The 23,206-nt window shown below is 53.2% G+C and carries 22 protein-coding genes, 1 tRNA gene and 1 pseudogene; 9 read left to right on the top strand and 15 right to left on the bottom strand.

The features are described from left to right. Window positions 1-46 precede the first annotated feature (46 nt). From IE123_RS02390 to IE123_RS02345, 10 genes are all read right to left on the bottom strand, one after another. A complete protein-coding gene (locus IE123_RS02390) occupies window positions 47-508 on the bottom strand; it encodes a hypothetical protein (protein WP_189514716.1) in 462 nt (153 codons plus the stop codon). Continuing rightward, entirely contained in the window at window positions 505-1,818 is a 1,314-nt protein-coding gene (locus IE123_RS02385) for an AAA family ATPase (protein ID WP_189514714.1), read from the bottom strand. The genes IE123_RS02390 and IE123_RS02385 overlap by 4 nt, the downstream gene beginning before the upstream one ends. 14 nt (window positions 1,819-1,832) lie before the next feature. Beyond that, on the bottom strand, window positions 1,833-5,267 hold the full coding sequence (brxC, locus tag IE123_RS02380; RefSeq protein WP_189514712.1) for a BREX system P-loop protein BrxC: 3,435 nt from the start codon (window positions 5,265-5,267) through the stop codon (window positions 1,833-1,835). 49 nt (window positions 5,268-5,316) lie between these two features. After that, the gene (locus IE123_RS02375) at window positions 5,317-5,868 is read right to left on the bottom strand and encodes a BREX protein BrxB domain-containing protein (RefSeq protein WP_189514710.1); all 552 of its coding nucleotides are present in this window, start codon (window positions 5,866-5,868) and stop codon (window positions 5,317-5,319) included. Then, on the bottom strand, window positions 5,855-6,694 hold the full coding sequence (locus tag IE123_RS02370; protein ID WP_189514708.1) for a hypothetical protein: 840 nt from the start codon (window positions 6,692-6,694) through the stop codon (window positions 5,855-5,857). The genes IE123_RS02375 and IE123_RS02370 overlap by 14 nt, the downstream gene beginning before the upstream one ends. A 618-nt stretch (window positions 6,695-7,312) precedes the next feature. After that, entirely contained in the window at window positions 7,313-7,924 is a 612-nt protein-coding gene (locus IE123_RS02365; RefSeq protein ID WP_189514706.1) for a lambda exonuclease family protein, read from the bottom strand. Window positions 7,925-7,989: 65 nt separating this feature from the next. Then, window positions 7,990-8,715 carry an ERF family protein gene (locus IE123_RS02360; protein WP_189514703.1) on the bottom strand — a complete coding sequence of 242 codons (726 nt, stop codon included), beginning with the start codon at window positions 8,713-8,715 and terminating at the stop codon, window positions 7,990-7,992. Further along, window positions 8,712-8,912 (bottom strand): hypothetical protein, encoded by a 201-nt coding sequence (locus tag IE123_RS02355; protein WP_189514701.1) that lies wholly within the window; start codon window positions 8,910-8,912, stop codon window positions 8,712-8,714. The genes IE123_RS02360 and IE123_RS02355 overlap by 4 nt, the downstream gene beginning before the upstream one ends. An 87-nt stretch (window positions 8,913-8,999) precedes the next feature. After that, window positions 9,000-9,965 carry a DUF932 domain-containing protein gene (locus IE123_RS02350; protein ID WP_189514699.1) on the bottom strand — a complete coding sequence of 322 codons (966 nt, stop codon included), beginning with the start codon at window positions 9,963-9,965 and terminating at the stop codon, window positions 9,000-9,002. A 116-nt stretch (window positions 9,966-10,081) separates the two neighbouring features. Then, window positions 10,082-10,414: a hypothetical protein gene (locus IE123_RS02345; protein WP_189514697.1), complete on the bottom strand. Its 333-nt coding sequence runs from the start codon at window positions 10,412-10,414 to the stop codon at window positions 10,082-10,084. Window positions 10,415-11,072: 658 nt separating this feature from the next. Between IE123_RS02345 and IE123_RS02340 the strand changes: the two genes are divergently transcribed. The 3 genes from IE123_RS02340 to IE123_RS02330 all read left to right on the top strand — a co-directional run bounded on the left by IE123_RS02340 (window position 11,073) and on the right by IE123_RS02330 (window position 13,767). Beyond that, the gene (locus tag IE123_RS02340; RefSeq protein ID WP_189514695.1) at window positions 11,073-11,765 is read left to right on the top strand and encodes a YagK/YfjJ domain-containing protein; all 693 of its coding nucleotides are present in this window, start codon (window positions 11,073-11,075) and stop codon (window positions 11,763-11,765) included. Window positions 11,766-11,859: 94 nt separating this feature from the next. After that, complete coding sequence (locus IE123_RS02335) at window positions 11,860-12,069, top strand: transposase (RefSeq protein WP_189514693.1); 210 nt, start codon at window positions 11,860-11,862, stop codon at window positions 12,067-12,069. Window positions 12,070-12,318: 249 nt separating this feature from the next. Continuing rightward, a complete protein-coding gene (locus IE123_RS02330; RefSeq protein WP_189514691.1) occupies window positions 12,319-13,767 on the top strand; it encodes a YfjI family protein in 1,449 nt (482 codons plus the stop codon). Between the two features lie 64 nt (window positions 13,768-13,831). Here IE123_RS02330 and IE123_RS02325 read toward each other — a convergent pair whose 3' ends face one another. Further along, complete coding sequence (locus tag IE123_RS02325) at window positions 13,832-14,887, bottom strand: hypothetical protein (RefSeq protein ID WP_189514689.1); 1,056 nt, start codon at window positions 14,885-14,887, stop codon at window positions 13,832-13,834. A 346-nt stretch (window positions 14,888-15,233) separates the two neighbouring features. On the opposite strand from IE123_RS02325, the pseudogene IE123_RS16300 reads away from it, so the two are divergent. Further along, window positions 15,234-15,368: pseudogene (locus IE123_RS16300) on the top strand (helix-turn-helix domain-containing protein); the annotation flags it as partial. A 53-nt stretch (window positions 15,369-15,421) separates the two neighbouring features. Next, window positions 15,422-16,420: a tyrosine-type recombinase/integrase gene (locus tag IE123_RS02315; RefSeq protein WP_229819539.1), complete on the top strand. Its 999-nt coding sequence runs from the start codon at window positions 15,422-15,424 to the stop codon at window positions 16,418-16,420. Between the two features lie 38 nt (window positions 16,421-16,458). Here the strand turns inward: IE123_RS02315 and IE123_RS02310 are convergent. Beyond that, window positions 16,459-16,535 (bottom strand) — tRNA-Ile (locus tag IE123_RS02310). 74 nt (window positions 16,536-16,609) lie between these two features. Here IE123_RS02310 and IE123_RS02305 point away from each other — a divergent pair. Next, on the top strand, window positions 16,610-17,206 hold the full coding sequence (locus IE123_RS02305; RefSeq protein ID WP_189514683.1) for a hypothetical protein: 597 nt from the start codon (window positions 16,610-16,612) through the stop codon (window positions 17,204-17,206). 74 nt (window positions 17,207-17,280) lie between these two features. Here IE123_RS02305 and IE123_RS02300 read toward each other — a convergent pair whose 3' ends face one another. Together IE123_RS02300 and IE123_RS02295 are read right to left on the bottom strand one after the other, a co-directional pair. Further along, window positions 17,281-17,829, bottom strand: a complete 549-nt coding sequence (locus IE123_RS02300; RefSeq protein ID WP_189514680.1) for a hypothetical protein — start codon at window positions 17,827-17,829, stop codon at window positions 17,281-17,283. Window position 17,830: 1 nt separating this feature from the next. Beyond that, window positions 17,831-18,469: a glycoside hydrolase family 108 protein gene (locus IE123_RS02295; protein WP_189514678.1), complete on the bottom strand. Its 639-nt coding sequence runs from the start codon at window positions 18,467-18,469 to the stop codon at window positions 17,831-17,833. A gap of 207 nt (window positions 18,470-18,676) precedes the next feature. Between IE123_RS02295 and IE123_RS02290 the strand changes: the two genes are divergently transcribed. Then, window positions 18,677-19,375 carry a LexA family protein gene (locus IE123_RS02290; RefSeq protein WP_189514676.1) on the top strand — a complete coding sequence of 233 codons (699 nt, stop codon included), beginning with the start codon at window positions 18,677-18,679 and terminating at the stop codon, window positions 19,373-19,375. Window positions 19,376-19,555: 180 nt separating this feature from the next. After that, window positions 19,556-21,109, top strand: coding sequence for a right-handed parallel beta-helix repeat-containing protein (locus IE123_RS02285; RefSeq protein ID WP_189514674.1), 1,554 nt, complete (start codon window positions 19,556-19,558; stop codon window positions 21,107-21,109). A gap of 114 nt (window positions 21,110-21,223) precedes the next feature. Here the strand turns inward: IE123_RS02285 and dkgB are convergent, their stop codons facing one another. After that, complete coding sequence (gene dkgB, locus IE123_RS02280; RefSeq protein ID WP_189514672.1) at window positions 21,224-22,024, bottom strand: 2,5-didehydrogluconate reductase DkgB; 801 nt, start codon at window positions 22,022-22,024, stop codon at window positions 21,224-21,226. A gap of 280 nt (window positions 22,025-22,304) precedes the next feature. Between dkgB and lpxO the strand changes: the two genes are divergently transcribed. After that, window positions 22,305-23,201, top strand: a complete 897-nt coding sequence (gene lpxO, locus IE123_RS02275; RefSeq protein WP_229819538.1) for a lipid A hydroxylase LpxO — start codon at window positions 22,305-22,307, stop codon at window positions 23,199-23,201. Window positions 23,202-23,206: the final 5 nt, after the last annotated feature.

The following is a 23,206-nucleotide window of genomic DNA, read 5'->3' as shown; positions in this document are numbered from 1 at the left end:
GTCATTGATAGGCGTATTGAGCAGTGCTACTACTTAGCGATAGGCATTATGATGATGGCTTGTCGTAACCGCCTAGATGTTGATCAAGCGACCATATATAGACTCGACGGTGCGAGTTCTGCTCACAAAGCCGCTGCCAGTCATGAATGATTGAGAGATCCCCTAGACCACTCCCCCTGCCAGCATGGTCAGGAAACTCATTCAACCAATTTCGAAGCTGTGTCGGCTCCAGAAAGCTGATGGGTTTAAACGGTGACTGACCTGTCAAGGCAAGCTCCACCTGTCTGACGAAGCGCTGCGCGCAATCACGGCGCTGGCGACCATCGCCGTTCTGACCAATATGGTTGCCGGTTTCCAGAATGGTAGCCATGGGCAGGAAAAGCTCTTCACGATTAATATCTAACCGTTCGGCCAGCTGCTCCAAGATGGCAACGTGCTGCCCAGCTTTACAGGGAACGTTGAGGACTTCCAGAAAAACGGAGGTATCCACCAGACAGAGCGCACTCATTTGGGTGACTCCGTATCCTGCTTAAGCTCCTCCAACCAAGCCAGCGCCGAAGCACGACGCTGGTCTGATGAGCTCTCGTCCTTAAGAAAGCGCTCCAACACTTTACGGGTCATCAACTGGCCCAACGGCCCTTGAGCCACCAGCTCGCTGTAACGCTCCATATCGCCCAAACGCAACAGGCGGCTATCACCCTGCTGCGGATCACGGTAACAGCACAGCACATCGGCCAGCGCCGCATTGGGGAGGGCATCCAGCAGGGCCGGGTTGTGGGAGGTCATCAGCACACGCAGTTGACGTTGGCTGGCAACCTCGCGAATCTGCCGGACCAATACATCGGCGCGGCTGGGGTGTACACCGTTGTCGACTTCCTCGATGATCAGCAAGGCTCCCTCTGGCGCTGATAGTAGCGCCGCGCCCACGGCCAGCACGCGTAGGGTTCCATCGGAAAGCAGCGGTGCATCAATCAATCGTTCACGTCCGCCAAAGCTCTCTTGCAGGCGTACCATCACATCCTGACGTTCGGTCTTAATGAACTGGATATCGGTGATGTCCTGCTCCGGCAAAGAGCGAATGAAATCCAGAAGTGCCTGCTTACTGTCAGGGCTTTGACAAAGCTGGTAGAGCACTGCGGAGAGGTTGCCGCCGTTCTCCTTGAGATACTTGTCACCAGCGTACTCATAGTCACGCATCTGCGATGGTTGTGGATCAAGGAAGGCGATATTGCGCAAAGTTTCGCGCAAGGTGCGTGCAACCTCTGGAATGAGCTTCTGCGCTTTTGGGTGCTTCTGCTGAAAGCGTCCCGGGGTTTCTAACTGGTAAAAAACCGCCTGGCGATTCGAGCATGGGATATGAGGCTTGCTCGGGCCTTTCATAAAGTTGTTGTAGGCGATGCTAATCTCATCGCTATGCTCGTTGGGCTCACTGTCCACACGATAAAGGGGTACCTTCTGGTCAATGTGGGTGATTTGCTCGCCTGCTACCACAAGCTGATCACCGATCTGATCGATGGTGATGGAAAAATCGCACCAGTCTTCGGGCGCATCGACCAAGTGTGCTTCCAGTGTGAACGACTCGCCGTCCTCTCGGAACAGGTCAAGGGCCTGGCCGCGTACCACGGTGTCTCCGCCCTGAATATCACGCTCGATATCGTCCAGACGCTTGCCCTTGGCCAACCAGTTGAGCAGCCGAATACCCTCTAAGGCGTTGCTCTTGCCCGAGGCATTGGGGCCGATCAGAAAGGTCAGCGGTGCCAAGTCCAGCCTAGCCTGTCGATAGCTCTTGAAATTGGTCAGCTGAATAGAGGTCAGCATGGAACGGCCCTTTATTATTTGATGATAACCGGACCTTTCTGGAGGGCCCCGCGCAACTCGCAACGAGCATCCTCCAACCAAGCCTCAATGTCGTCGTCATTCTTGAGCGTTCGCCGCTGCAGATCGACGAACTGGATCTCGGGCTCCATGGCCTCGGCAGCCGCCGCCAGCACTTCATCGAAGCGGCTAGACAACGCGGCGATACGATCGGCCAGCGCATCGGGCCGAACGTGACTCAACGTTTCCAATACCTCATTGGTTGAGCCAAGTGCAATACTGGGGGCATGGGCAGCCGTCAGGCGCTTGCTTGCAAGAAGGTCATGTCTCTCATCAGGCGAGAGCTGCTGCCAATTGTCATCCGCTTCCAGGCGCTGCATACCGCTAACATGCTCTGCTTCATAGCGCTGCTGTAGTTCGTTAAAGATCTCACGGAACTGCTGGGTCAGGCTGGCTAGCAACGGCTGGACGGGGTCGGGGTCATCCAGCAGCGAGCGATGCTCACGAATCTGGTCGACCTGAGCGAGTAGCGGTGCTGCATCCTGGATGCCCTTGGCATGGTCGGCTAGACGGGTAAGCGTCGCCCAAGCGGGACGGCGTAGGGTAATCTTGTCGGCGATGGTCTGCCAGTCATCGATGGCAGCCAGCAGAGCTGCTTGGTTGGTGACGATCGCCTTGAGTTGGTCGTTGCCACTACTCAAACGCACGGCTTCCAAGGCCTCGGACTGTGGTGGCGCAGGCAACGGGCCCTCGCCCCCTGCACGTTCCGCCAGGGTGCGAAGCGCTTCCACGAACTCGGGCGCCTTGGCTGATTCTTCACCGGACTTGGCCTGGACACCGAGCTTCTGCATCACCTTACGGATCTTGATGCGCTCGCCGGCGGAGATGGTGGTAGCCTCCATCCGGAAGTCGGTCTTCCCGATGGCGCGACGATCGAGTTCCTGCGGCACCACGCCGTCGGCGGTACGAATCTGCCCGGCCACTAGCAGTGCCTGCAGGGCACCATCCACGGCGTCCTGGGGCCAGCCATACTCACCGTGCTCGAAATGATCGCGGATCTCGCTACCTTTTTTCCCGTTGCCCAGGTAGCTGAGGATGGCCTTGCAGACCGGGTGGTTCTGGGGCTCGCTCTCAAAGCCAATGGCCTTGAGAGCGTCAGGAGCCCCCTGCTTGGCTTTCGCGTAGACCTTGTCCCAGCTGGCATGGTCGGCCTGAGGAAACTTCGGATGCAAGCGGGCCAAGGCGTTCTCGGCACCTTCCAGGATGGCATCACGCAGGGTGGCACCAACGATCTCGTTGCCACCGCCCTGGAAGACCTGAGCGCCGTTGAAGGCTTCGTCCAACAGCTCGCGGATACGCCGCTGGGCAGCGTCGCGAGTGGTCTGCATGGCCGCCTGGGCTTCCTGGCCTTCGGGAGTGCCTGGCGTGCCGCGGGTTTCCAGTGTTGCCGCAGCAGCCCTGAATTCGATCAGCTGGTTGCGCAATTCATCGGCAGAGCGCTTGGGAATGAAAACGAACAGCGTAGGCGACTCAGTCCCGGCTTGGCGGGCATCGGCGCGCACCTGACTGATATCGTCGGACCAACCGTTACGCACCCAGACATAAAGCTTTTCATTCGCGTCATTGGGCAGTGACATATCAAACACCGGAGACAACGGTCGCGGCACCTTGGCCTCGCCATGGGGTAACGACAAGTTACCAACCTGCTTGGCAAAGTGCTTATGAATCAGGTCGTCGCGCTCTGTCTCGATCTGGTGGGTAGCATTGCCAAGCGTACTCTTGTGACTCAGGAAGGCATCATTCCAAGCGGCGCTCTCTTCGGTCTGGATGCGGTACTCGTCGCCCACCCTGATTATGAACTCACACGCATCGAGTAACCCTGGCAGGCGACTGCGCAGCGAGCTGCTGCCGGCCTTGAGGTCATCGACCAGCAAATCGGCAATATTGCTCAGCGTGGGTTTCATGCCGAGTTCGGTGTTGATACTAGCGACCTTATTGATCAGGAACACGACCGCACAGGCACGAGCCATCAAACGCTCATCCCCACTGCCGTTTCGCCATTGCTGGGTGGCGTCGTGCAGCTTTCGCGGCAGCATGCGGAACTGCAGCAGCTTGTCAGTGGCATCGAAGAACAGGTAATCACCCGGGATGATGTGGCCCAGCGGCTCATCCAGATTGGTCTGAATCGCCTTGTGGATCATGCTCAGCTGGTTACGCAGCTGGCTATCGGTGCCTGTCTGATCAAGTACGCGCAGGGCGGCATCCCAGAAGCGGCGGCGCACCGGAAGGATCGGGTAATCTTGGGCGAAGTGGTGGATGTCCTCCTGCCGGTGAGCAAGGGACGTCTCGGAGAGATGACGAGATATCTCTCCTACGTTGCCTTCCATTACCTCCTTGACCGGCCCCTTGGCCTCCGGCTTCTTGGCCAGGACGACCTGCCGAATCACCGCATCCACGTCCGCATCCGAAAGTTCGATACGGGTGGTAAAGCGCCCCTGCAAACGCGCGAGATTGCTGGTCCCGGTAATGGCCGTTTGACCTGTGCCGATGAACATCAGCCGACTACCGATCTCCTTGCAGCAGGCCTCCACCGCCTCCTGTACGTCGATGGAACGCTGGCCGTCGGTACCGATGTACTGTTGTACTTCATCCAGCACCACTAGGGTCAGCGGCATCTTGCCATCTTGGCTGAGCGCCTGACGGATGGCTTTGAGCATTTCGCCACTGCTGACGTCGTTAACGTGAGGATAGAGGTGGCTGAGGGTCTCGGTGAAGGATTCAACACTACCGAAGATCCTCGGCTTGGCCTTAGCCAGCGCTTCATGAAGCGACTCGGCGACATAGAAGTTATCGAGCTCTTCCTGCCAGTCGTCACCGCGACTGGTGACATCGTCACGTACCTGGTCGAGGATGCCCTCATCGCGCAGCCACATGACGAAGCGAGCCACGGGGTATTGCTGGGGTAAGCCGGCGGCGCGGAAGATTACCGAGAGCAGCGCCAAGCGAACGCTCTTGTCGCGAGAGCTGGCCCCCAAGGTGCCGGAAGCGGCGAACAGGCCGCCGTGACGCTTGCCTTGGGTGGATATCTCTTTGAACAGATCCTGAATCTCTTGAGGCAGATGGACGAGGCCCCGGGCGGTGGCGCCGTCGCCGAAGGCGACATCTTCCCACAAGTTTCGCAGCATCTTGGCCATGTGCGACTTGCCCGAGCCAAAGAAACCGCTGATCCACACCCCCGGCTGCTGTGAAGTACCGCTGCTCAGGTTACGGAGATAAGTGTCGAGGATATCCTGCATGCCTTTGGCGTACTGGCCGTCGCAGACGAAGGTCTCCAGCTCATAGCGAAGCACAGCTTGGGCTCGACTGCTGGTATCGTCGTTGACATACGCTACCCCCTCGTTCACCAAGTGCTGATGTGACGGATCCTTGGCATAAATATCGCGATTGCGCATACGTCCTTTCCCCTGCGATAGCGTAGTGCGGAAAAATTGTTGGTGTGGGTTACCGTGAACCATCGACGGTGATGGGAGTGGCGAGGTAGTTCCAACCGTCGTAGCCGTCCAGAAGCCGGTAGTTATTGTTCTCGAAGCTACCCGGGAAGAAAACCACCAACCTGCCTGGCACATGGATAGCCAAGCGGTCGACGACTTCCTTGACCTTCAGTAAGCCAAAGAGGCTGCCGACTCCATAGAGCGCGACAACGTAGTGATCGCTCACCCCCTCTCTGCTTAGCTCTGCAGTAAACCTCGCCTCCAACCAATCCAGATAACGATGGATGACAGTCGAAAGCTTTGATGGGGATTTGAAATAGCCTGTGGCGTATTTCTGTTCTCCCATCCACAGCGCAAAGGTGTCGGTAAGGTCGAAGGGCATCCAGTCATGGCCATGCTGCCGAGTGACAAGCTCGAGCTCACCAAGATTGGCGCGAATGCGTAGCTCCTCAGTTTCTGGATAGACGCAGAAAACGACTCGCTGTGCCGCAGCGGCGTCATCCCGCCACGGTAGGGCAATAAAACGACTGTAGGATTCGATCAGGCGCTTAACCTTGCTCATAAGGGAGCTTCCTGTTGAAGGCAGCATCTTGGCCCGCTTGCATGGCTTTCGCGGCAACCGGGGCTAGCGCAGGGAAGTCAACATCAACCACATTATCGACGCGCCGCATGACCATCCATCCCCTCGCCGAAGCCTGGGCAGCCAATTCCAACAGCTCGTCATTCCCCACATCCAGAGCTTGACAGTAAGCACTTTGCAGCAGTAGCTCACCCCTTGAACCTTGCAACCAAGCTAGATAAAAGGCATAGGCAGCTGCGCCTATAGCGGGCTTAAGCTGTTGGCGAATCTTTGATACACGCCCACTAAGGTGACCTGCCTTAGTTAAGCTGCTATTAATATTCTGAGCTAACGACTTTCGCGTCGCCGGGCTGAACCGCTTAGGCCAAAGTGTTTCAACTCTTTCCTCTAGCTGTTCTCTAAGTACAGGTGTTTCAAGAGGCTTAGCGAGTATCGTTGGCAGGAGAATGCGCAACAGGTTGTCACGAGCGACAGCTGCGAGAAGTGCAAGCTGTGGACGAGCCGCTTTGTCACGGGACCAGAAGAACCGCAGACCAGCATGAACCGGGTTGGCAGGATCGAGCCCGTAAAGCTCTACCAGATGCCGAGCCGTAAGTTGGCGAGTCCGACCAGAGCGCTTAGCCAAACAATTTTGTTCAAGCACTGCTGCTTGATAGGCTGCTGGAAGAGCATCAATCCCGACTTGCTCGAACAGGGCATAAAGTTCATCCAGCATAATGGTGCGAGATACATGAGCGCCGCTCTGACGGGTCTTAAACCCAAATTTCTCGAGAGTAATTTGGTCATACATTTGGCTTTTCACTCGCATAAGGACCGCTACTTCGGCCCCAGCCATCTACTCTGTCACGCTCCGAGATCCACCGATAGACGGTATCGTGCTTGACGCCTAGGTACTCGCCGATCTCATCGACGTAAAGCCACCGGTCTTCCATGCTTCATCCTCGATGAATATTATTGGATAGATTTTAACAGAGTTTAAACTTGTTTTTTATTTCAAATAGTTAGCCAACCAGCCTTTGTTACATGATCGAAACTGCTTTTTGAAACAAGAGCGCAGTACAGTTCCTTTACGATATAGGTATTCCCTTCTACCTTTCTGCTCATCGAATCCAATATTTCTGCAAACTTCTGAAAATAATAAAATTTTTTATCTCGCCATCCATCCCATACACGTCAATCGGCGTGTATGGGATGGGTGGCGAGATAGATACGCAAGTCCAAAATGTGCTGTCAACACAAACGGACTACATGGTCATGCTCTTATACCCTCTCGCCTGCACCGCAAGAGCCTTGCTTCTCGATCCAATTATCATTTCGCAAGCCGTTTAGTGATTCTCCAAAGCTTACCTTCACCCTCTGCTTCTTCGAGCAGCAAGCTCCGGCAACCAAGCTAGCGACCATTTTGCAAACAACCATAATCCTCTCATTAGGCAGCAATAACCCTGAAAAGGCGCTGTTCCAACTCTTGATAAAATTTTTCCACTCGCTCGGCGATGTTGCGGATCAACGCTTCATCCCGATAAGCACGTTTCACGAAAAGTGGCATCCCAGGCCAGTAGCTGACAAAGTCGATCCACTCGCGTTCGCTCACCCAGAGCCCACCTTGGCACTGTGCTAGATGCTCTTGAGGCAATTTGTCGGCTAGCAGCAGTTCGATCTGATACTTGGGCAGTTTGGTCTTTACCTCGATGAGCCCATCGCTGCCTACCAAGCTATCCGGTGAATAACCGGCGCTATGGTTGAGAATAATGCCCACCTGCTCCAGCCGAGTATTGCCGGTGACTTCGCTGTAGAGTTCCCTTGCCATGGGTTCCAGTGCATGCCCACGCTGGGTATGGGCATTACCTTGGAAGGCATCCGCTGATTCGCCGGTAATGCGCTCACCGATCAGCTGGTGCATGTAGCTCAGCGCTCCGGCGCCAAAATTGCTGGGCCCCTTACCTTTCATCAACAGGGTCTTGAGCTCGGACATGGTGACGATGCCCAACCGTGCGGTATGCCACTCGGGCGTACCCTGCTCCAACGTTAGTATCTGCATTTTATTTCTCTTGGATAACGGTATACGTAGCGAGGGCCCGTCCTCGCCATAGGTCAATTGGATGGTCATTGAGGGCTGGCGCGCTTGTGCAGTGAAGCACGCAGTCTGTCGAAATCACTCTGGGGGACCTGCTCGGCATCGCCATACCGGCCGATGAACCACTCCTGTGTGGTCGTAGGGCACCGGGCGATCAGCTGCCGAAGCTGTCCGGCCTGGAAGGAGGTGATCCGCTTGATGGGGGCGGCCGCATGACCATCATCGTCCTGGCCCCGCGTGGTGATGTTGAGCAGCGCGCAAAGCACGTAGCGCTTGCCATAGCTGGTCGAGGAGCCAAAGGCCTGCACGGCGTTCTTGTTGCCACTCACATCGGCAGGAAGCAGCATGCTGGTCTCTTCACGATGGCCGTCCCGATGCATCAGCACACCGGTCACCTGAATGCCGCGCTCCTGCGTTTGAATGCGAAAGCTTACCGCGAAGCCGTGACGCTGCAGAATGGGGCGTACCGTATCGACGATGTCTTCCAGCGTGGCGTAGTGACCGTTATTACCCTTGCCCCGTTCGGCAATGCTGGGCAGTTCGGTCTGCATGGCGGCCATGGCACTGCTGTAGGCCATCAGGGACTGGCGATCGAGAACACGCTCCTGCATCTGCAGCAGACGCTCCATCTTGTCGATGTCCACGTCAGGATTGAGCGCTGCCCGTTCGATCACCTGAATGATGGCAGTGCTGTCGCTGCTGGATTCAGGCGGCCGCCTGGTGACACTGTTCTGCTGAGGAATTGACTGGGTCATGAGCTTTTCTCCGGAAGATATTCATTGATGACGTCCTGCAGATCCTCTTCTGCAATACGCTCGAGCGTCATGGACGCGCGGTAAAAGCAGCCCCTGGCGCAGATAAGGGTGTCGGCCTGGGTCTTGCCCTGTTCCAGCATCAGGCGCGACAGATCGGTCAGTGCAATGGAAATAGATAGAGGGATATCGGTATTCATCAGGTCGCTCCTCGCCACAATAAAAAAGCCCGACCAGAAAACTGGTCGGGCTTTATATGATGGAGTGGTGAAAAATAGGCTTAGTGGTCAGGCGATCAGCTCGAGGGCGCTATCCAGTGCTCGATACTTCAGATTGGCGCCCTGCCCGAACCAGGCCGAGTCCATACGGGTATCGTTGCTGCGGGCACGCTTCTCGTGATCGACATACTCGGTCACGGCGTTGAGTAGCCCCCAGGCCGTATCCTTCGCCGTTGAGAAGTGAGATCCCCGTCCTTCACCGTGATAGAGCTGCTGCATCCGGTTCATGGCACGGCTGGGCTTCCCAGTCGGTTCGCCCAAGGGGGCGTCGGTGTTGTTGAGCACGGTCTGGAAGTAACGGGTGGCCTCGTCATGGCTGATCCTGCGTTCAGCCAGTGCCTTCATGCGGTACATGAAGTCATCCCACTGCGATACCGAAATGCCCAGCTGCTGTTTGACCCGCTGTGGATTGAACTCGGTGCTGTGAGGCACCCGAACCATCTGAGAGGTACCTTTGATGGCCATGCTCAGCGTGTTGTTGCAGACCACCCGCACGGAAGTGGGTGTGGCCACCGTGGCCAGCGTTCCATCACAGGACGTGGCCAGTAGCAGATAGCCCCTGACCTCATCTGTGTTCTTGAGCGACGTGCTCAGACCACTGCGGGCCAGCGCCCAGAACTTGCGCCCACCCTTGAGCACGCCCGCTGTTTCCAGCTCGTAGCCGGCGTATTCGGTCAGGTCGCGATAAAATTCCAATACCTGCTGCGGCTGCACCACCTTGTAGCGCTGTGACACCACCGACAGCGGCGTCTGGGTATCCGAGCGGAAAAGAACCTTCTGTTCGGGGAAGGAATGGATGCTGCCGAGATGAGATGAAGAATCGGCGATAAAACGCACCGGTGTCTCTTCGATGTGCCAGTTCATGCCGGCCTGCTGCTGCCAGACCTCGAGAGGCTGATGGGGAGACAGCTGCTGCCCCAGCCCATGCCAGGGGATGTCGCCAACGTACGCCATTTGCTCGACTTGATGTGCCATGAGAAAACTCCTTGCTGATAGGGATATAGACGGCATAAGGGTCCGCCATCAGCCGATGGCGGGCCCTTTGAATGAAAGAGATGGAAATGAATCAATGTCTCCGAGGGAGACAGGTATTACGAGGATTGGGTACGGAAGGTATGGCCGCAGTCGCAGCATTCGAGGTTGTCGAGCACGCGCTCATCGAGCTCGCTGCCAAAACGGGCGCCGGCTACCCCGCCGGCAGCACCACCTGCCAGGGCACCAAACACGGCACCGGCTAGACCGCCTACCGTAATGCCTACGGGCCCTGCAAAGGACCCTGCCATCGCACCTGCCTGTGAGCCACTCCATGCCCCGGCAGCACCGCCGGCGGAACCGGCCACAATGCCGACACTGCCGCAGACACTGCGGCCCTGATGGCGATCAACAATCCGAGAGGAGTCACAGAGTGGACACGTCAATTTCATAAATACCTCCTGATTGTGGAAATCAGCTATTGAGCAAGCCAATGCTTCCCAGCTTCAGGGAGGTAATACAGGTCTGAAATATTTTTGAATGAAGCCAAGCCTCATCAATACTCTCCACCTTGAAGCACGCAGCAGATCATCTCGGTTTTCAAATGGGCAAGCACAAGCCCCCATCCAAGAAATGTAATTCTTAACATTGCCACGATATGTAATGAAGTGAAGTGGCGATCATTTCGTCATTAATTCTTGTCCTGTTGGAAACGGAATTTCTTGATAATGCGTCCATGACTCGTTTCGCCGGTTCTACCTTGCATTTTTATGTTAAGGGATAGGCCTAACCTAATGCATTCACGTGCACTACCGACGGGGAAGTATTATAGAGTTCCATGAATCATTAATAGACTTCACAAGTGAAGTCTATCTTGAATATCCACAGAGCAGGTCCAAGTACTCAATATCCCTTCTGACTTAATACAAACTTCTGATATAAAACAAGAGATATGGAATGAACTCCAAGCTGTTCTAACAAGCAGCAATGGTCAACTCACTGATACTCTTGATGCTGTTACTCAACAGGAGTTCATCCATCCTTGGGCCTCTCTCCAACAATCAAAGAACTTCGCTTCAAGTCCATTAATCTTGTTCGCGAGTATAACCAATGTTCTCAAGCTTTCCTCTACGCCATCCTCACAACGATAAACTGCGTCTTTTCTACGAAGAGACCTATTGTGGTTACTCTGTCATGCAACATGAAAAAGGACCGTTAATTGAAAACTTCCTGGAAAGGAGCCTCTACACGCTCAATCTCGCTCAGGAGGAGAATCGAACCACATTTACCTTTCGAGTAGATCTGCGCTTTCCCGATGCCATGCCAAGGTTACGTATGCATGATGATAACGCTGTTCTGGCAAGGTTTTTTCGCTTCTTCTTTTACGAGTTGAGAAAAGCGGATACCAAGTACGCACCATCACCACGCTATCTGTGGGCCCGCGAGCAAGCCGATAGTGACAAACCTCATTACCATCTGATGTTTTTGCTCAACAAGGATGCTTACGACAGCCTGGGCATATTTTCACCAGATAAAAATGGTACGTACTCACGCCAGAACCTCTATCACCGCATGATGCGTTCGTGGCTGAAAGCGATGGGCTTCGCTGCTGATGACCCACGCTTTAGACAGTTGGTCAACGTAAGCGATAGCCCTGTAACTAAGGTCCCTTGGTCAAGCATCCTGCACCTTGACGATTGGTGCGCAATGGATGAAGCAATGTACATCGCCAGCTACCTTTGCAAAGCGTATAGCAAACCTGTCAATCAAGGGATTCACGTCTTCGATTCGAGTCGTCGCTGAGCGTAAGGCCCGTCCCTGACGGGCTCTTTCATTACCTTCCTGAAGAAGTTAGAAAGCTCGCCATGACATACGCGCGATCATTCCACGGCGGCGCATGCACGGGCGTCTGCCTCAGGGCCTTTACGTCAGTTTGCCAGATCCGCAATACCATCAGCGCAATGTAGTGGAGCGCCTATTTGGTTGGTTGAAGAAAAGACGTCGATTGAATACCCCCTATGACAATCTGGTTAGCAGTTTCAGGGCCACGGTGACGCTGGCCTGTACTGATCGCCATAGGCGCGCCAACTTTTTAGACAGAACCTAGTAGAGCCCATGTTAATTGACAGTAACCTAGCTATTTCTGCTACTGAGTAGCAGAAATAGCATGTCTGCCTAGTTTTCGTTTGAGTCCCACTCAACCCCAACAACAAAAAAGCATCAAAGTCAACAGCCTTACTTGGTTCGCAGATCCTTTCAAGTACGTCTACAGAACCAACTCATAGAGTCCTTCAAGATGACCTTGCCTTTGAAGATAACTTCAAAGCGATTGATAATTCTCTTGAAGGAATACGATATGAATTTTAATTTGCGTCCTGTTCTACCTGCTCCTACCAATTATTTCAGTGCTTGGCGTTTGGAAAATACATTATTCTGGAACGCATGCAATGATCTCGCTTTTCAACGTCAAGCATCAGCTGACATGGTTGGGCTGACTATGTTGGGTGCCTTAGCAATCTTGGCGCAAGGTCGTTATGACGTACGACTTCCTTACGGAGCAGTTCGCCCCTTGTCGCTCAATGTTTGCATTGTTAACGATTCTGGAGAAGGCAAAACGGCCGTAGAAAATGAAATCATGGCACCACTGAAACTGTTACAGGCGAAAGAGTACCTTGAGTATCAAAAACGCCTAGAGGATTACCAACGTGACCTCGATCAATGGCAGTTAGAACACGATATTCTCCGCCAAAAGGTACGTAGCGTTATTTCGAAAAATGGCGGATTAGCTCAAAAAGAAAAGCAGATGCTGCGTGATCACAACGATTCTCGACCAAAGCAGCCACGCCAGTTTCGCCTTTTGTATCCCAATACAACTTTGGAAGCGTTATTTCTTGGTCTTTCCGAAGCCATTCCAACGGCAGCGCTTGCCTCGGATGAGGGGGACACCTACTTCCAAAGTACTGTGAGCCGAGCCAGGGGGCATCTCAACAAGATGTGGGGTGGTGATAGCACAACAATTACTCGTGCTACAAAACCCGATATTGTACTTTACAATGCTCGCGTATCTACATTGTTAATGATTCAACCGGGAATACTAACTTCACATTTAACATCAGCAGACCGCGATTCTGGATGGCTAGCACGCTTTATCGTTTGTGCACCGGCATCAGTGCGAGGATCGCGCCACTACAATCTTGACGAGCAAAAGCCAGGAGAAGACTGGCATGAAGCGGAAAAGCGTTTGACCTCATTAGCTCGACAAAACCTGCTTTTAGTCGACTCACCAGACACGACGCGTAAAGTATTGCAATTTTCACCAGCTGCCGCGCAATGTTGGATACAACTGGCCAATGAAGTGGAATCAGAGATGGCTCCGGGACGACGCTTTCAAGATTGCCCTGATCATGCGTCCAAACTGACGGATAACATAGCCCGTGTGTCAGCTTTGCTACATATATTCGAGGAAGAGGAAGGTGATATTAGCGAAGCAACACTTCGCATGTCCGTAGAGCTGTGTAACTATTTTTCAGTTCATTTTCAACAGGTCATGATGCCGCCGCCCCAAGAGGTGCAGGATGCTCAGCTGCTTAACACATGGTTCAACGAGCTACGTGCTTTTAACAACCGCATTCTCCGTTACAACGACGTACGTCAGCGAGCACCATCCCCGCTACGTGACAAAAAACGCCTGCGTGAAGCGATCGAAGTGTTATTAGCTCATAACGAAATTGGCTTGTTTACTCAGGGCAAGACTCGCATGATCGATCTGGTCCCTCATATGGGCCCGCCACCAATGTCGATTTAACATCAAGACCATACAAATCATGCCGCCTTTCGGGGCGGCATTGTTATTTATCCGTTCCTCTAGCTCAAGATGGCACCGGTATAACTTCATCGATAGTTTTTACACGAGACGCAAGCTCTAGATACGCCCGCAAGCCATCTTTTGTATCAGTTCGATAAATCTCATCCAATATCTGCCCCTGCAGTTCTCCAAAGCGAGATTTCAATAAAAATATCAATGCTTCTTGCAGGCCTTCAAAACGGCCTTGTGATTTAGCCATTTCTAATCCGAGGCTTTCGGTATAGGGTTTCAACCTGGGCCTCACCAACTCCTTATTAACATTTTTACTTCTCTGCTTTGTTTTAATTTCACTAATTTCATTATAACGCTCCACAAAAAGCGTTTGAATATCGACTTCTAGCGTATCAAGCTTATCTATATTCAGCATCTGGTATTCTTTATTAGCCTTCTGAATACGCTTAGCAAAATCATGAGCGACAGTTTCATCATAATCCATGAAACGCCTTAGGCTCTGAGGATCGTTATAAAGCATTCCTTTAAAAACTACCCATAATAGATAGTTTCTTTCTTTTTTAGTATGAGGTTTTGAACGTGAGCGTCCACCTTTCTCTGCACGATTCTGATAACTTTTGTTTTTTAAGTTTTCAACTAAATAGAGCGCTATCAAATGTCGACCGGAGTGATCTATAGCGGCTAATATATCAGAGAATAATCTAGCACTTTCTTCATTAGCGTTTTTACTCGGGAGCATAAAAATAGCGCTTTTCAAAGGTAGCAAATATTTATCCCAAATAAAAAAAGCATATACAGCTTGTTGAAGCGCCATTTCAAAATGTAAATTTATCTCGTCATCGTAAGATTTCTTCTGGACCATCCTGAATTCGTACGACCAATCATCCTTAGGATTAATAACCCCTTTTTCAATATCATCCAAAACACTGTCAAATTTATTTTTTCGCAATTTATAATTTTTTACTTCATATGCATCAAAAATAGTTTCAGTCAAACGCTCAACACGTTTAAAAATGCTTGATCCAATATCGTCAGCAGATAGCCATGCCCTGTGAGTCACAGAATGTATTTTTGATACATCGGTATTAAATCTGCTTGAGCGCTTCAAGTAGCATTACTCCTAAAAATTTAAAACTCGATAATATTTAATCGCACCAAGGCTTTAAAAATTATAATAGATTGTTAGCTTTAAAGATCTTAATAATACCTTATTTATTTTTAATAATGCTTTTTTATAGGTAGATCAAACACCAATGGTTCTTAATTTAAATTAGCGATATTTGATTCATCTTTCGGCTCATCAAAGCTTAATTTCAATTGATATTGACGATCACAAAAAAATGGAAATTTCAACCATTCTGCTTGTTCCTCTGGAATGTGCAAGTAGTCATAAAGAACATTTTAAGGGACTTTGAAAGAATTCCTGCTTTGCGCAAACCATCAAGGTATGGATTATGGATCACGATTTACTAAGCCCAAAGGAGGTCGCGAAACGACTGTGTATGAGCTTGAGCTGGGTCTACGGACACAAACACGAAATCGGATTCGTTCGGTTTGGCAGTGCTATACGTTTTGATCAGTCAGCAGTTGAGGAGTACGCTCAGCATTGCAGGCGCGGTCCTCAGGAGAAAGAGGATCAGCTATGGGATTTACAGTCTCACAAAGGAAAGACCGTGGTACCTGGGTCGTCCGGTCAACAATCGACGGCCGTCGCTCTCAACGAACTTTTCAAACAGAAGGAGAGGCAAGGCAGTACGCTTTAAAGGCAGGGGCTCAGCAACAGGAGAATGCATTTAACGGCGTGATGGGACGCAAACCCAAGCGTACCTTCTCGGAAGGTCTTCAGCGGATGGTGAGCGAATACGATGTGCGCTCTCAGAAACAGCACATACTTCTAGTCGCTAAGTGGATGGACGAACACGCTCCTGACGTTGTAATTGGCCAAGAATTGCTCGATGCAGCAAGAAAAATGCAGAAAGCTTTGAAAGAAAAGGGGTTGGCACAATCGACTATCAACAATCGAATTCAGGTGGTCAAGCGGGTGCTGTCACTGGCTTATCGTGAGTGGGATTGGTTGGACCTGCCTCTTGACGGCAAACTACGCAAACCATCTCCCAAAAACGAGCGCCACGTCTATCTGACTGAGCCGGAGCTTGCCGAGCTATTGGAGGCAGTGCCAGCGCGATACGAAGTAGAGCGTCAGGTAATTTTATTGGCAATGCTTACCGGCATGAGACGAGGTGAACTTTTGGCCCTAGAACCTGGAAATGTTTACAGCGACCGTATTGTGCTCAAGCCCAACCAGACCAAGAATGGAAAACCAAGAGTCATTCCACTGTCTGATGAAGCTCAACTGTTGGTAGGAGCCCTGCCCTTCGCTACCACAGGTGACAAAGTGAGAGTAGCTTTTGAGAAAGCCAGAGAAACCATCGGACGGCAGGATATTCGCTTCCATGACATGCGTCACTGCTACGCATCGCTACTGGCGAGCAAGGGAGAAACACTGACAAGTATTCGTGATCTGTTGGGGCATTCGTCGCTGACAGTCACCAGTCGATACGCGCATGCAGATCCAGCAAGGTGGGACAGTGTCATGGCGAGGTTGCCGCGTATCAGTAACCAAACCGCAACCAAACATTGAACAAGCTGTCTGATAATCCCGTAACCATTTGATTTAAATGGTGGGCCCAGCAGGACTCGAACCTGCGACCAAGGGATTATGAGTCCCCTGCTCTAACCAACTGAGCTATAGGCCCTGATATTGCGGTTGCGTATGATACCCAAAGCACCGCCTCGAGGCCAGTGTCGTTTATCAACAAGGAGTGAGTGCATGCGTGATCGTTTCTGGAAGATGCTGGGGGTGGCGAGCACAGCACTTGTGTTGTCGTCTCAGGCCCATGCGGCGTGGCAGTTTGTCCCTGCTGATAGCGAAATTACTGCCCATGTGGCGGGCCAGGGGCCGCGCGGGCCGATGGAGCGGACCTATCACGTCTCCGATCTGGAAGGCACCATTGATGACAGCGGCCGATTTGAAATGCCGCTACGTCTTGAGCAAACCGATCTGCTGGGCAAGAAAGGTGGCCTGGGTAGCCTCTTGTCAGGGCTGTCTTCCGACTCGGCAATGGTCACGCTGTCAACGCAGGTCAATCCGGCCTGGCTGAGCAATCTGCAGCCAGGCGATGCAACTACCCGCCATGTCACGCTGACCGCCAGTGGCAATCATTTCGAGCGCAGCGAACAGGTGCCCTTGACCCTTGAGCGGCTGGACCAGCAGTACTATCACCTGACACTTGCCGAGCCCATCAGTGTGGACACAAACCAGCTCATGCAACTGGACAATGCCCAGACCGTTCTCTCTCTGCTGGGTTATCGCAGCCTTGATGACACGATCCCCATCGGGTTCAGTGCACGCCTGATCCAGCGCTGAGCCGGACCGTTCACAGCACGCAAAAGCGCCCGGCATTGCCGGGCGCTCGGTGGCGTTAAAGGCATGTTTTGGTCTTAATCCTGAAAGTCCCGGGGGCGTGGCAACGGTGCATCGCTACCGCGTTCATTTAACCCCATCTGTGTCTCTTCCATCATGACACGGCGCTCTACACTGTTGCCGTGCAGGTTGATGCCCAATATGCCGCTGGCCGAAAAGATAAGCCAGGTCATGATATCCACACAGTCATGGATACGCTCAGGATCTCGAATCACGGTAATACAGATCGCCAGAGACATGAGCGCCAGCATACCGCAGAGCGTCCAGCCTACACCGGCCCGCCAGTCGTTCTTGAAAAGTCCTGTCATGGCCACCCCTACTGCTGGTGGTATGGGCGTTTTCTGATCAATAACGCCCAGTTGAAGTCGGATGCGCTCTACATCCAGCATTTTGATTCGCTCGATCAACTCCGGCTGCTCATCCAGGGCCTTGAGTACTGCTCTGGATGAGGTATCTTCCCAGCAACCCAGGGTAGCGGCGACCACGGCGCCTGCCGCTTCACAGGTTGCAGGGCAGCTAAACAACTGCGCCACTTCGGGCGCTTCCACGGCCAGACGTCGACTCACGTCATACCATTCCATGACGAGATCCCCTTTGAGAGGAAATCTGATGGCTTCGGGTACCAGTGTCGTTTCCAGTGTCATACATCTCTTCTCCCAGCCTGACGACACGGTCTATCCAGCCCTGCGCGAATGCCTGCTGTGAGGGATCCCGCCTTGCCAGTTCAACCAGCCACGCCAGACGCAGCGCATTAAGGGTATTCGCCAGTGTGTACCCACAGCCCACACCGCGAAGCTTTAACATGGCGTCCATTGCCGTCAGCGTCTGCGATCCAATGCAACCGTCTATCTCAATGGCAGGCCAGCGCCGGCCATTGTTACTCAATACGTTCAGCACCTCCTGTAATTGTCGCGCAGCCCGTTTGGTGCCGCTGTGTACGCCGTAGTCCAGCATTGCGATGGCCAGCGCGGGCGCACGCGCACTGATCTCATCAAGCTTCATGGCATGCCAGTAGGTTTTCAGATAGATTTTTTCAGCCATCTCCTGAGGCAGATCGCGCATGCTGCCCCGATAGCCATGCTCGGTAGCCACACGTTGTGTAATGCCGTAGTTGGTTGCCCCGCCCCGGTCATCGGGGTGATCAACAAAGCCGCCTTCCCGCTTCATCAGGGCAATAATGATCCTGCTGCGCTGTGATTCGTTCATGAAACACTCCCCCAATTATTCTTTGACCGGAAACGCATTCTGCAGGCCGTCTCTATTGCCCTGATACGATGGCAATCGCCAGCCACCAGATGCACAATATGTACAATGTACACAGTTGGGTAACAACTAGAGTATGCAGGGCTTGTAATTAACCTTCAAGGTTAATTTCGACAAAGTTTTAATACTTTCTATTGATGGATGTCAACCATGCCAAGAATCAATGAAACAAGACGTGAGAATGCCCGCGCCCTTCGCAATCAGGCTGGCAGCAACAAGGCATTTGCAGAATGTGTCGGTGTGGAACCGCCAGCAGCCAGCCGCGTGCTCAGCAACAAGGCCACGCGTAACATCGGTGACGATTTTGCGCGCCGTATCGAGGCGGCCTTTGGCAAGGAAGATGGCTGGCTGGACAGCGTTCATGAGCCATCCCGTCCTTATGACGACAATGTGGTCGCCATGCCACCACGCGGTGACAACAGCATTGAGCAGGCGCCCTTCATGGAAGGTATGGCCCCCTTGCTCAGCTGGGTGCAGGCGGGCGCCTGGACGGAGACCTCGGCCAGCATCATTGACCACAGTGATCAGGAATTTTTCCCGCGGCCGCCCAACTGCGGGCCGGGATGTTTTGTTCTACGCGTACGCGGCGAATCAATGATGGAGGTCTACCCGCCCGGAACGCTGATCTTTGTAGACCCTGATGTACAGGCCATGTCGGGCGATGATGTGATCGTGCAGTGTGAAGAGCACGGCAGTGCCGAGGCCACCTTCAAACGCTATATCGAAGAGCCAGGGCAGCCGCCGATGCTCAAGGCCTTGAACCGGGGCTGGGCACAGCAGTACATGACGCTGGGACCGCAGTGCAGAATCATTGGCGTCGTGATGGCGCAGATGATGTTGCGCCGATAGCTATCGAATCATCCATCAGTAAATATCTGTTCAAAAAAGGATTACTGCTTACCAATACTTTTTATTAACCAAATTAGTCAATTTAGTCTTGACAGTATTAACCGCATCATCAATCATGACTCCACGTTATCCAAAACGGATAACAAACAAGCCATTCATGGTTAACTGTGGAGACTTTTCATGACGACTGTTACTGCTACTGCAATCAAAACCGTTCTTGATTTTGGCGCTGATGCGACCGGCAAGAATGACAGCTCTCAGGCTTTCATTGATGCTGCTGCGGCCAGCAACGTCACCACGGTCATCGTACCGCCGGGTGACTACGTGATCGCTAAAACGGTTGATCTCCAGTACAAGAACCTCAGCGGCCCCGGCCGTCTGCGCGAAAATCAGAACGGCGGCCGCGCACGGATTCGGCCAGGCAGCGCACTCGCTGGCGCCATGTTTATCAAACAGGGGCCGCTGGTGGAAAACCTGTTTATTACCGGGCAGAAGGAAAGCGACGGCAAGAAAGCGTTTGATGCCTACGGTTACAACAGCGTTTTCCGCAACATTCACTTCAGCAACATTCAGTACGCCATTTACGTGAAGGAGATCGTGGTCAACTTCACGATGGAGGACTGTGTCTTCATTCAGGTGGGTTACGGCCTTTACTGCGAAGACAGCAAAAACAGCTACTCGACAACAGGGCGCTTTTTGCGCAACGAATTCAACAACTGTGGCAACGCCTTTGTTTTCCGTCGTCAGATCAACGGCAGTACCTTCCAGGACAACATTTTTGAGTTCCTGAGCGGTGACGCCCTGTTGGCTTCTCATATCTATGACTGCAACTTTACGGGCAACTGGTGGGAAAAGCGTCGTACTACCGGTGCGGCTCCTGAGGTGCCGCTGGTAGCACCCGCCGATGAAACCGATGATGAAAGTGGCTATCCCGCCATCCGCAGCACCAGCTATCAGCAGATCATGAACTGCTTCGCCGCGGGTAATAAGGTGACCTGGGGCTGGCGTAACGTGTTCAGCTCGCTTTTACACGATGCGCGTATGGGGGGCGTTTCTGCCCACGGCGGCGCCATGGTGGTGAGAAGTGCATCAGGTCGTGCTGTACGTATTACACCGGACAGCATTGTTCAACAGGCGGACAAGTGGGCCTATCTGCCACCGCTTGTGATTGAAGCCTGTAAAAACAGCGCGGGGTCAGCCAAGGGCATTGTAATGCGCACCAAAGGCGGACCACTGACGCTGGAAGATAATGAAAACGTTGCGTTTTCAGATGCCATTACCATTGGCAAGGGCGATGGCCTTTACGAGCGCTATAGCCTGACCCGCAACGCCGCCGGTGTTCCCACGGTGGGTCTGACGGGGGTCAGTGAGATGATGATTGGTGGCAAGCTTGTCAAATTGACCACCGGTATGCCGCAGCACTTCCTGTGGCGCCAGGATGCGCTCAGTCGGGGTCTGGCCTGTTTCACGACCAATCAGGTCACCACCGAAGGTACCATCAAGCTGGTCACCGAGTACCTGCTGGATAATCCGATCATTCAGGTCACCGTAGAAGACCGGGGTATTCACTTTGATGGCCTCAAACATCTTGGCAGTTATGTCAACGCCAGCAAGACGCGGCGCCAGTGCACAGGGTTTGAGCTCTACTTTGTAGATGCCAACGGTAAACCCAAAACACCGACGGCCTTTTCGATGCAGATGCTGACGCTCAACCCTTCCGTGCTGACGTCCTGATCTCATCACTGCAATATCCTGTTCCATCAACAGCTAAAAGGGGCGCCCATCGGGCGCCCCTTTTGTTTGTCGTCAAACCATTTTCCGGCTTGAGACTTGCAGATATCGGAACGATCACTCATCCCATGCCGGTGCAAAGGAGGGGTTTGCAATACGCTCACCACGATCAAGCGCGTTGATGCGTTCAACCTCATCACTGCTCAGTGACAATGCCATGGCATCCAGATTGGATTGCTGGTGCGCGCGCTTCGTCGAGGAAGGAATCACCACAATATCCCTTGCGGCTACCCAGGCCAGCGCGACCTGAGCAGATGTTACGCCATGATCGTCGGCAATCTGTTGGAGCGTGTCATCTTCCATGACCTTGCCCACCGCCAGTGGCATGTAGCCGGTGACCCTGACGCCCTTTTCCTGGCAGTGATTCACCAGTGCCTTGTTGGCCAGGAAGGGATGCACCTCGATCTGATTGGTAATGATCTGTTCTCCCCCTTCAACACCCAACGCCTCATCAAGCTGGGCCATCGTGAAGTTGGAGACACCAATGTTACGCGTCAGCCCGCGCGATTTTGCCTCGGCCAGTGCACTGATGGACTCGGCGACCGGTACTTCATTATTCGGAGAGGGCCAGTGCAGCAGCACCAGATCCACGTAGTCGGTGCCAAGCCTTTCGAGGCTCTCTTCAAGGCTCTTGATCAGATCATCGTGATGAAAACGATCCGTCCAGACCTTGGTCGTCAGAAAGATCTCTTCACGCGGGACATTGCTGTCGGCGATGGCACGCCCGACCTCGGCTTCATTGCCGTACACCTGTGCGGTGTCAATATGCCGATAGCCCAGCTCGAGCGCCGTGGTCACCGAATCGATGACGTCCTGCCCCTTGAGTCGATAAGTGCCCAGACCAATATCGGGAATCATGTGACCTCCTGTCAGATGGCGCGCAGTAACGGCGCCGGAAAATGGCATCAAAGCCGCTGGCGTAAATCGCAGCACTGATCCTGACATGAGGCAGGCCGGGACGACTTTCAACCCGTTAGACGGCAAACCGATTTGCCTTCTGCACTCTCAAAACGCTTTTGGAACCCGACTCAGACTTCCATAATGACACTCCTGCGCGGACATGCGAGACTGCGCCGCCAGTTTACAAGCCAACACCATCGCCGCAGGTACCGGCGATCACCCTGGAAAAGAGATCGCTATGATCAAATGGACAATCGTGGCCCTGATCGTGGCCAGCATTCTTTATGTGCATTTTCGTGGCCGGGTGCGTCACAAGCCCTTCCGCCAGCTATCGGATCACTCCAGCTTCATGGCGCCCATCAATGCCTTCATGTACCTGTTTTCGAAAGTGCCGGACCGCCCCTACCACCGCGCCGAGGATTTTCCGGAACTTGCTGCCCTTACTTCGCGCTGGGAAGAAATTCGTGATGAAGCGCTGACGCTGGAAGACCATATCAAGGGGTCGGCCAAAAAGGATGACGCCGGATTCAATTCGTTTTTCCGCCGTGGCTGGAAGCGCTTTTATCTCAAATGGTATGGCGACAGTCACGAGTCAGCACAACAGCTTTGCCCGCGTACCACCGAGATTCTGGCCGGCATCCCCAGCGTCAAGGCCGCGATGTTTGCCGAGCTGCCGGCCGGCAGCAAGCTGATGAAACACCGCGATCCCTACGCCGGATCGATCCGTTACCATCTTGGCCTGCGCACGCCCAACGATGACCGCTGCCGTATCAATGTTGATGGTATCGACTACAGCTGGCGCGACGGTGAAGCGGTACTTTTTGACGAGACCTTCATTCACTACGCCCAGAACGATACCGAGCAGAACCGTCTGATCCTGTTCTGCGATATTGAGCGCCCCATGAAGTATCGCTGGGCTGCGGCAGTCAATCGCTGGTTCAGTCGGACCGTCATGGCCGCGGCCGCCTCTCCCAACGATGACAGTGACCACACCGGTGGGCTCAACCGCGCCTTCAAATACATCTATAAGGTACGTGAAGCCGGCAAGCGGCTTAAAAAGAAGAACAAGACGCTGTACTACGTGATCAAGTGGCTGATCTTCGGCGGGATCATTGTTGGCCTGCTGTCACTGTAATGGCT

It is taken from the genome of Kushneria pakistanensis (assembly GCF_014652795.1).
GTDB lineage: Bacteria > Pseudomonadota > Gammaproteobacteria > Pseudomonadales > Halomonadaceae > Kushneria > Kushneria pakistanensis.
The sequence above is the reverse complement of the archived record's forward strand: the minus strand, read 5'-3'. Positions and strand labels throughout refer to the sequence as shown.

Excerpts from the sequence above, each read along its gene's own strand:
- IE123_RS02330 (WP_189514691.1), top strand. The coding sequence starts at position 12,319 with ATGAATTTTAATTTGCGTCCTGTTCTACCTGCTCCTACCAATTATTTC.
- dkgB (WP_189514672.1), bottom strand. The coding sequence starts at position 22,024 with ATGATTCCCGATATTGGTCTGGGCACTTATCGACTCAAGGGGCAGGAC.
- IE123_RS02345 (WP_189514697.1), bottom strand. The coding sequence starts at position 10,414 with ATGAAATTGACGTGTCCACTCTGTGACTCCTCTCGGATTGTTGATCGC.
- IE123_RS02305 (WP_189514683.1), top strand. The coding sequence starts at position 16,610 with ATGCGTGATCGTTTCTGGAAGATGCTGGGGGTGGCGAGCACAGCACTT.
- lpxO (WP_229819538.1), top strand. The coding sequence starts at position 22,305 with ATGATCAAATGGACAATCGTGGCCCTGATCGTGGCCAGCATTCTTTAT.
- IE123_RS02390 (WP_189514716.1), bottom strand. The coding sequence starts at position 508 with ATGAGTGCGCTCTGTCTGGTGGATACCTCCGTTTTTCTGGAAGTCCTC.
- IE123_RS02290 (WP_189514676.1), top strand. The coding sequence starts at position 18,677 with ATGCCAAGAATCAATGAAACAAGACGTGAGAATGCCCGCGCCCTTCGC.
- IE123_RS02350 (WP_189514699.1), bottom strand. The coding sequence starts at position 9,965 with ATGGCACATCAAGTCGAGCAAATGGCGTACGTTGGCGACATCCCCTGG.
- IE123_RS02335 (WP_189514693.1), top strand. The coding sequence starts at position 11,860 with ATGCACGGGCGTCTGCCTCAGGGCCTTTACGTCAGTTTGCCAGATCCG.
- IE123_RS02285 (WP_189514674.1), top strand. The coding sequence starts at position 19,556 with ATGACGACTGTTACTGCTACTGCAATCAAAACCGTTCTTGATTTTGGC.
- brxC (WP_189514712.1), bottom strand. The coding sequence starts at position 5,267 with ATGCGCAATCGCGATATTTATGCCAAGGATCCGTCACATCAGCACTTG.
- IE123_RS02295 (WP_189514678.1), bottom strand. The coding sequence starts at position 18,469 with ATGAACGAATCACAGCGCAGCAGGATCATTATTGCCCTGATGAAGCGG.
- IE123_RS02315 (WP_229819539.1), top strand. The coding sequence starts at position 15,422 with ATGGGATTTACAGTCTCACAAAGGAAAGACCGTGGTACCTGGGTCGTC.
- IE123_RS02340 (WP_189514695.1), top strand. The coding sequence starts at position 11,073 with ATGTTCTCAAGCTTTCCTCTACGCCATCCTCACAACGATAAACTGCGT.
- IE123_RS02375 (WP_189514710.1), bottom strand. The coding sequence starts at position 5,868 with ATGAGCAAGGTTAAGCGCCTGATCGAATCCTACAGTCGTTTTATTGCC.
- IE123_RS02370 (WP_189514708.1), bottom strand. The coding sequence starts at position 6,694 with ATGCGAGTGAAAAGCCAAATGTATGACCAAATTACTCTCGAGAAATTT.
- IE123_RS02355 (WP_189514701.1), bottom strand. The coding sequence starts at position 8,912 with ATGAATACCGATATCCCTCTATCTATTTCCATTGCACTGACCGATCTG.
- IE123_RS02360 (WP_189514703.1), bottom strand. The coding sequence starts at position 8,715 with ATGACCCAGTCAATTCCTCAGCAGAACAGTGTCACCAGGCGGCCGCCT.
- IE123_RS02365 (WP_189514706.1), bottom strand. The coding sequence starts at position 7,924 with ATGCAGATACTAACGTTGGAGCAGGGTACGCCCGAGTGGCATACCGCA.
- IE123_RS02385 (WP_189514714.1), bottom strand. The coding sequence starts at position 1,818 with ATGCTGACCTCTATTCAGCTGACCAATTTCAAGAGCTATCGACAGGCT.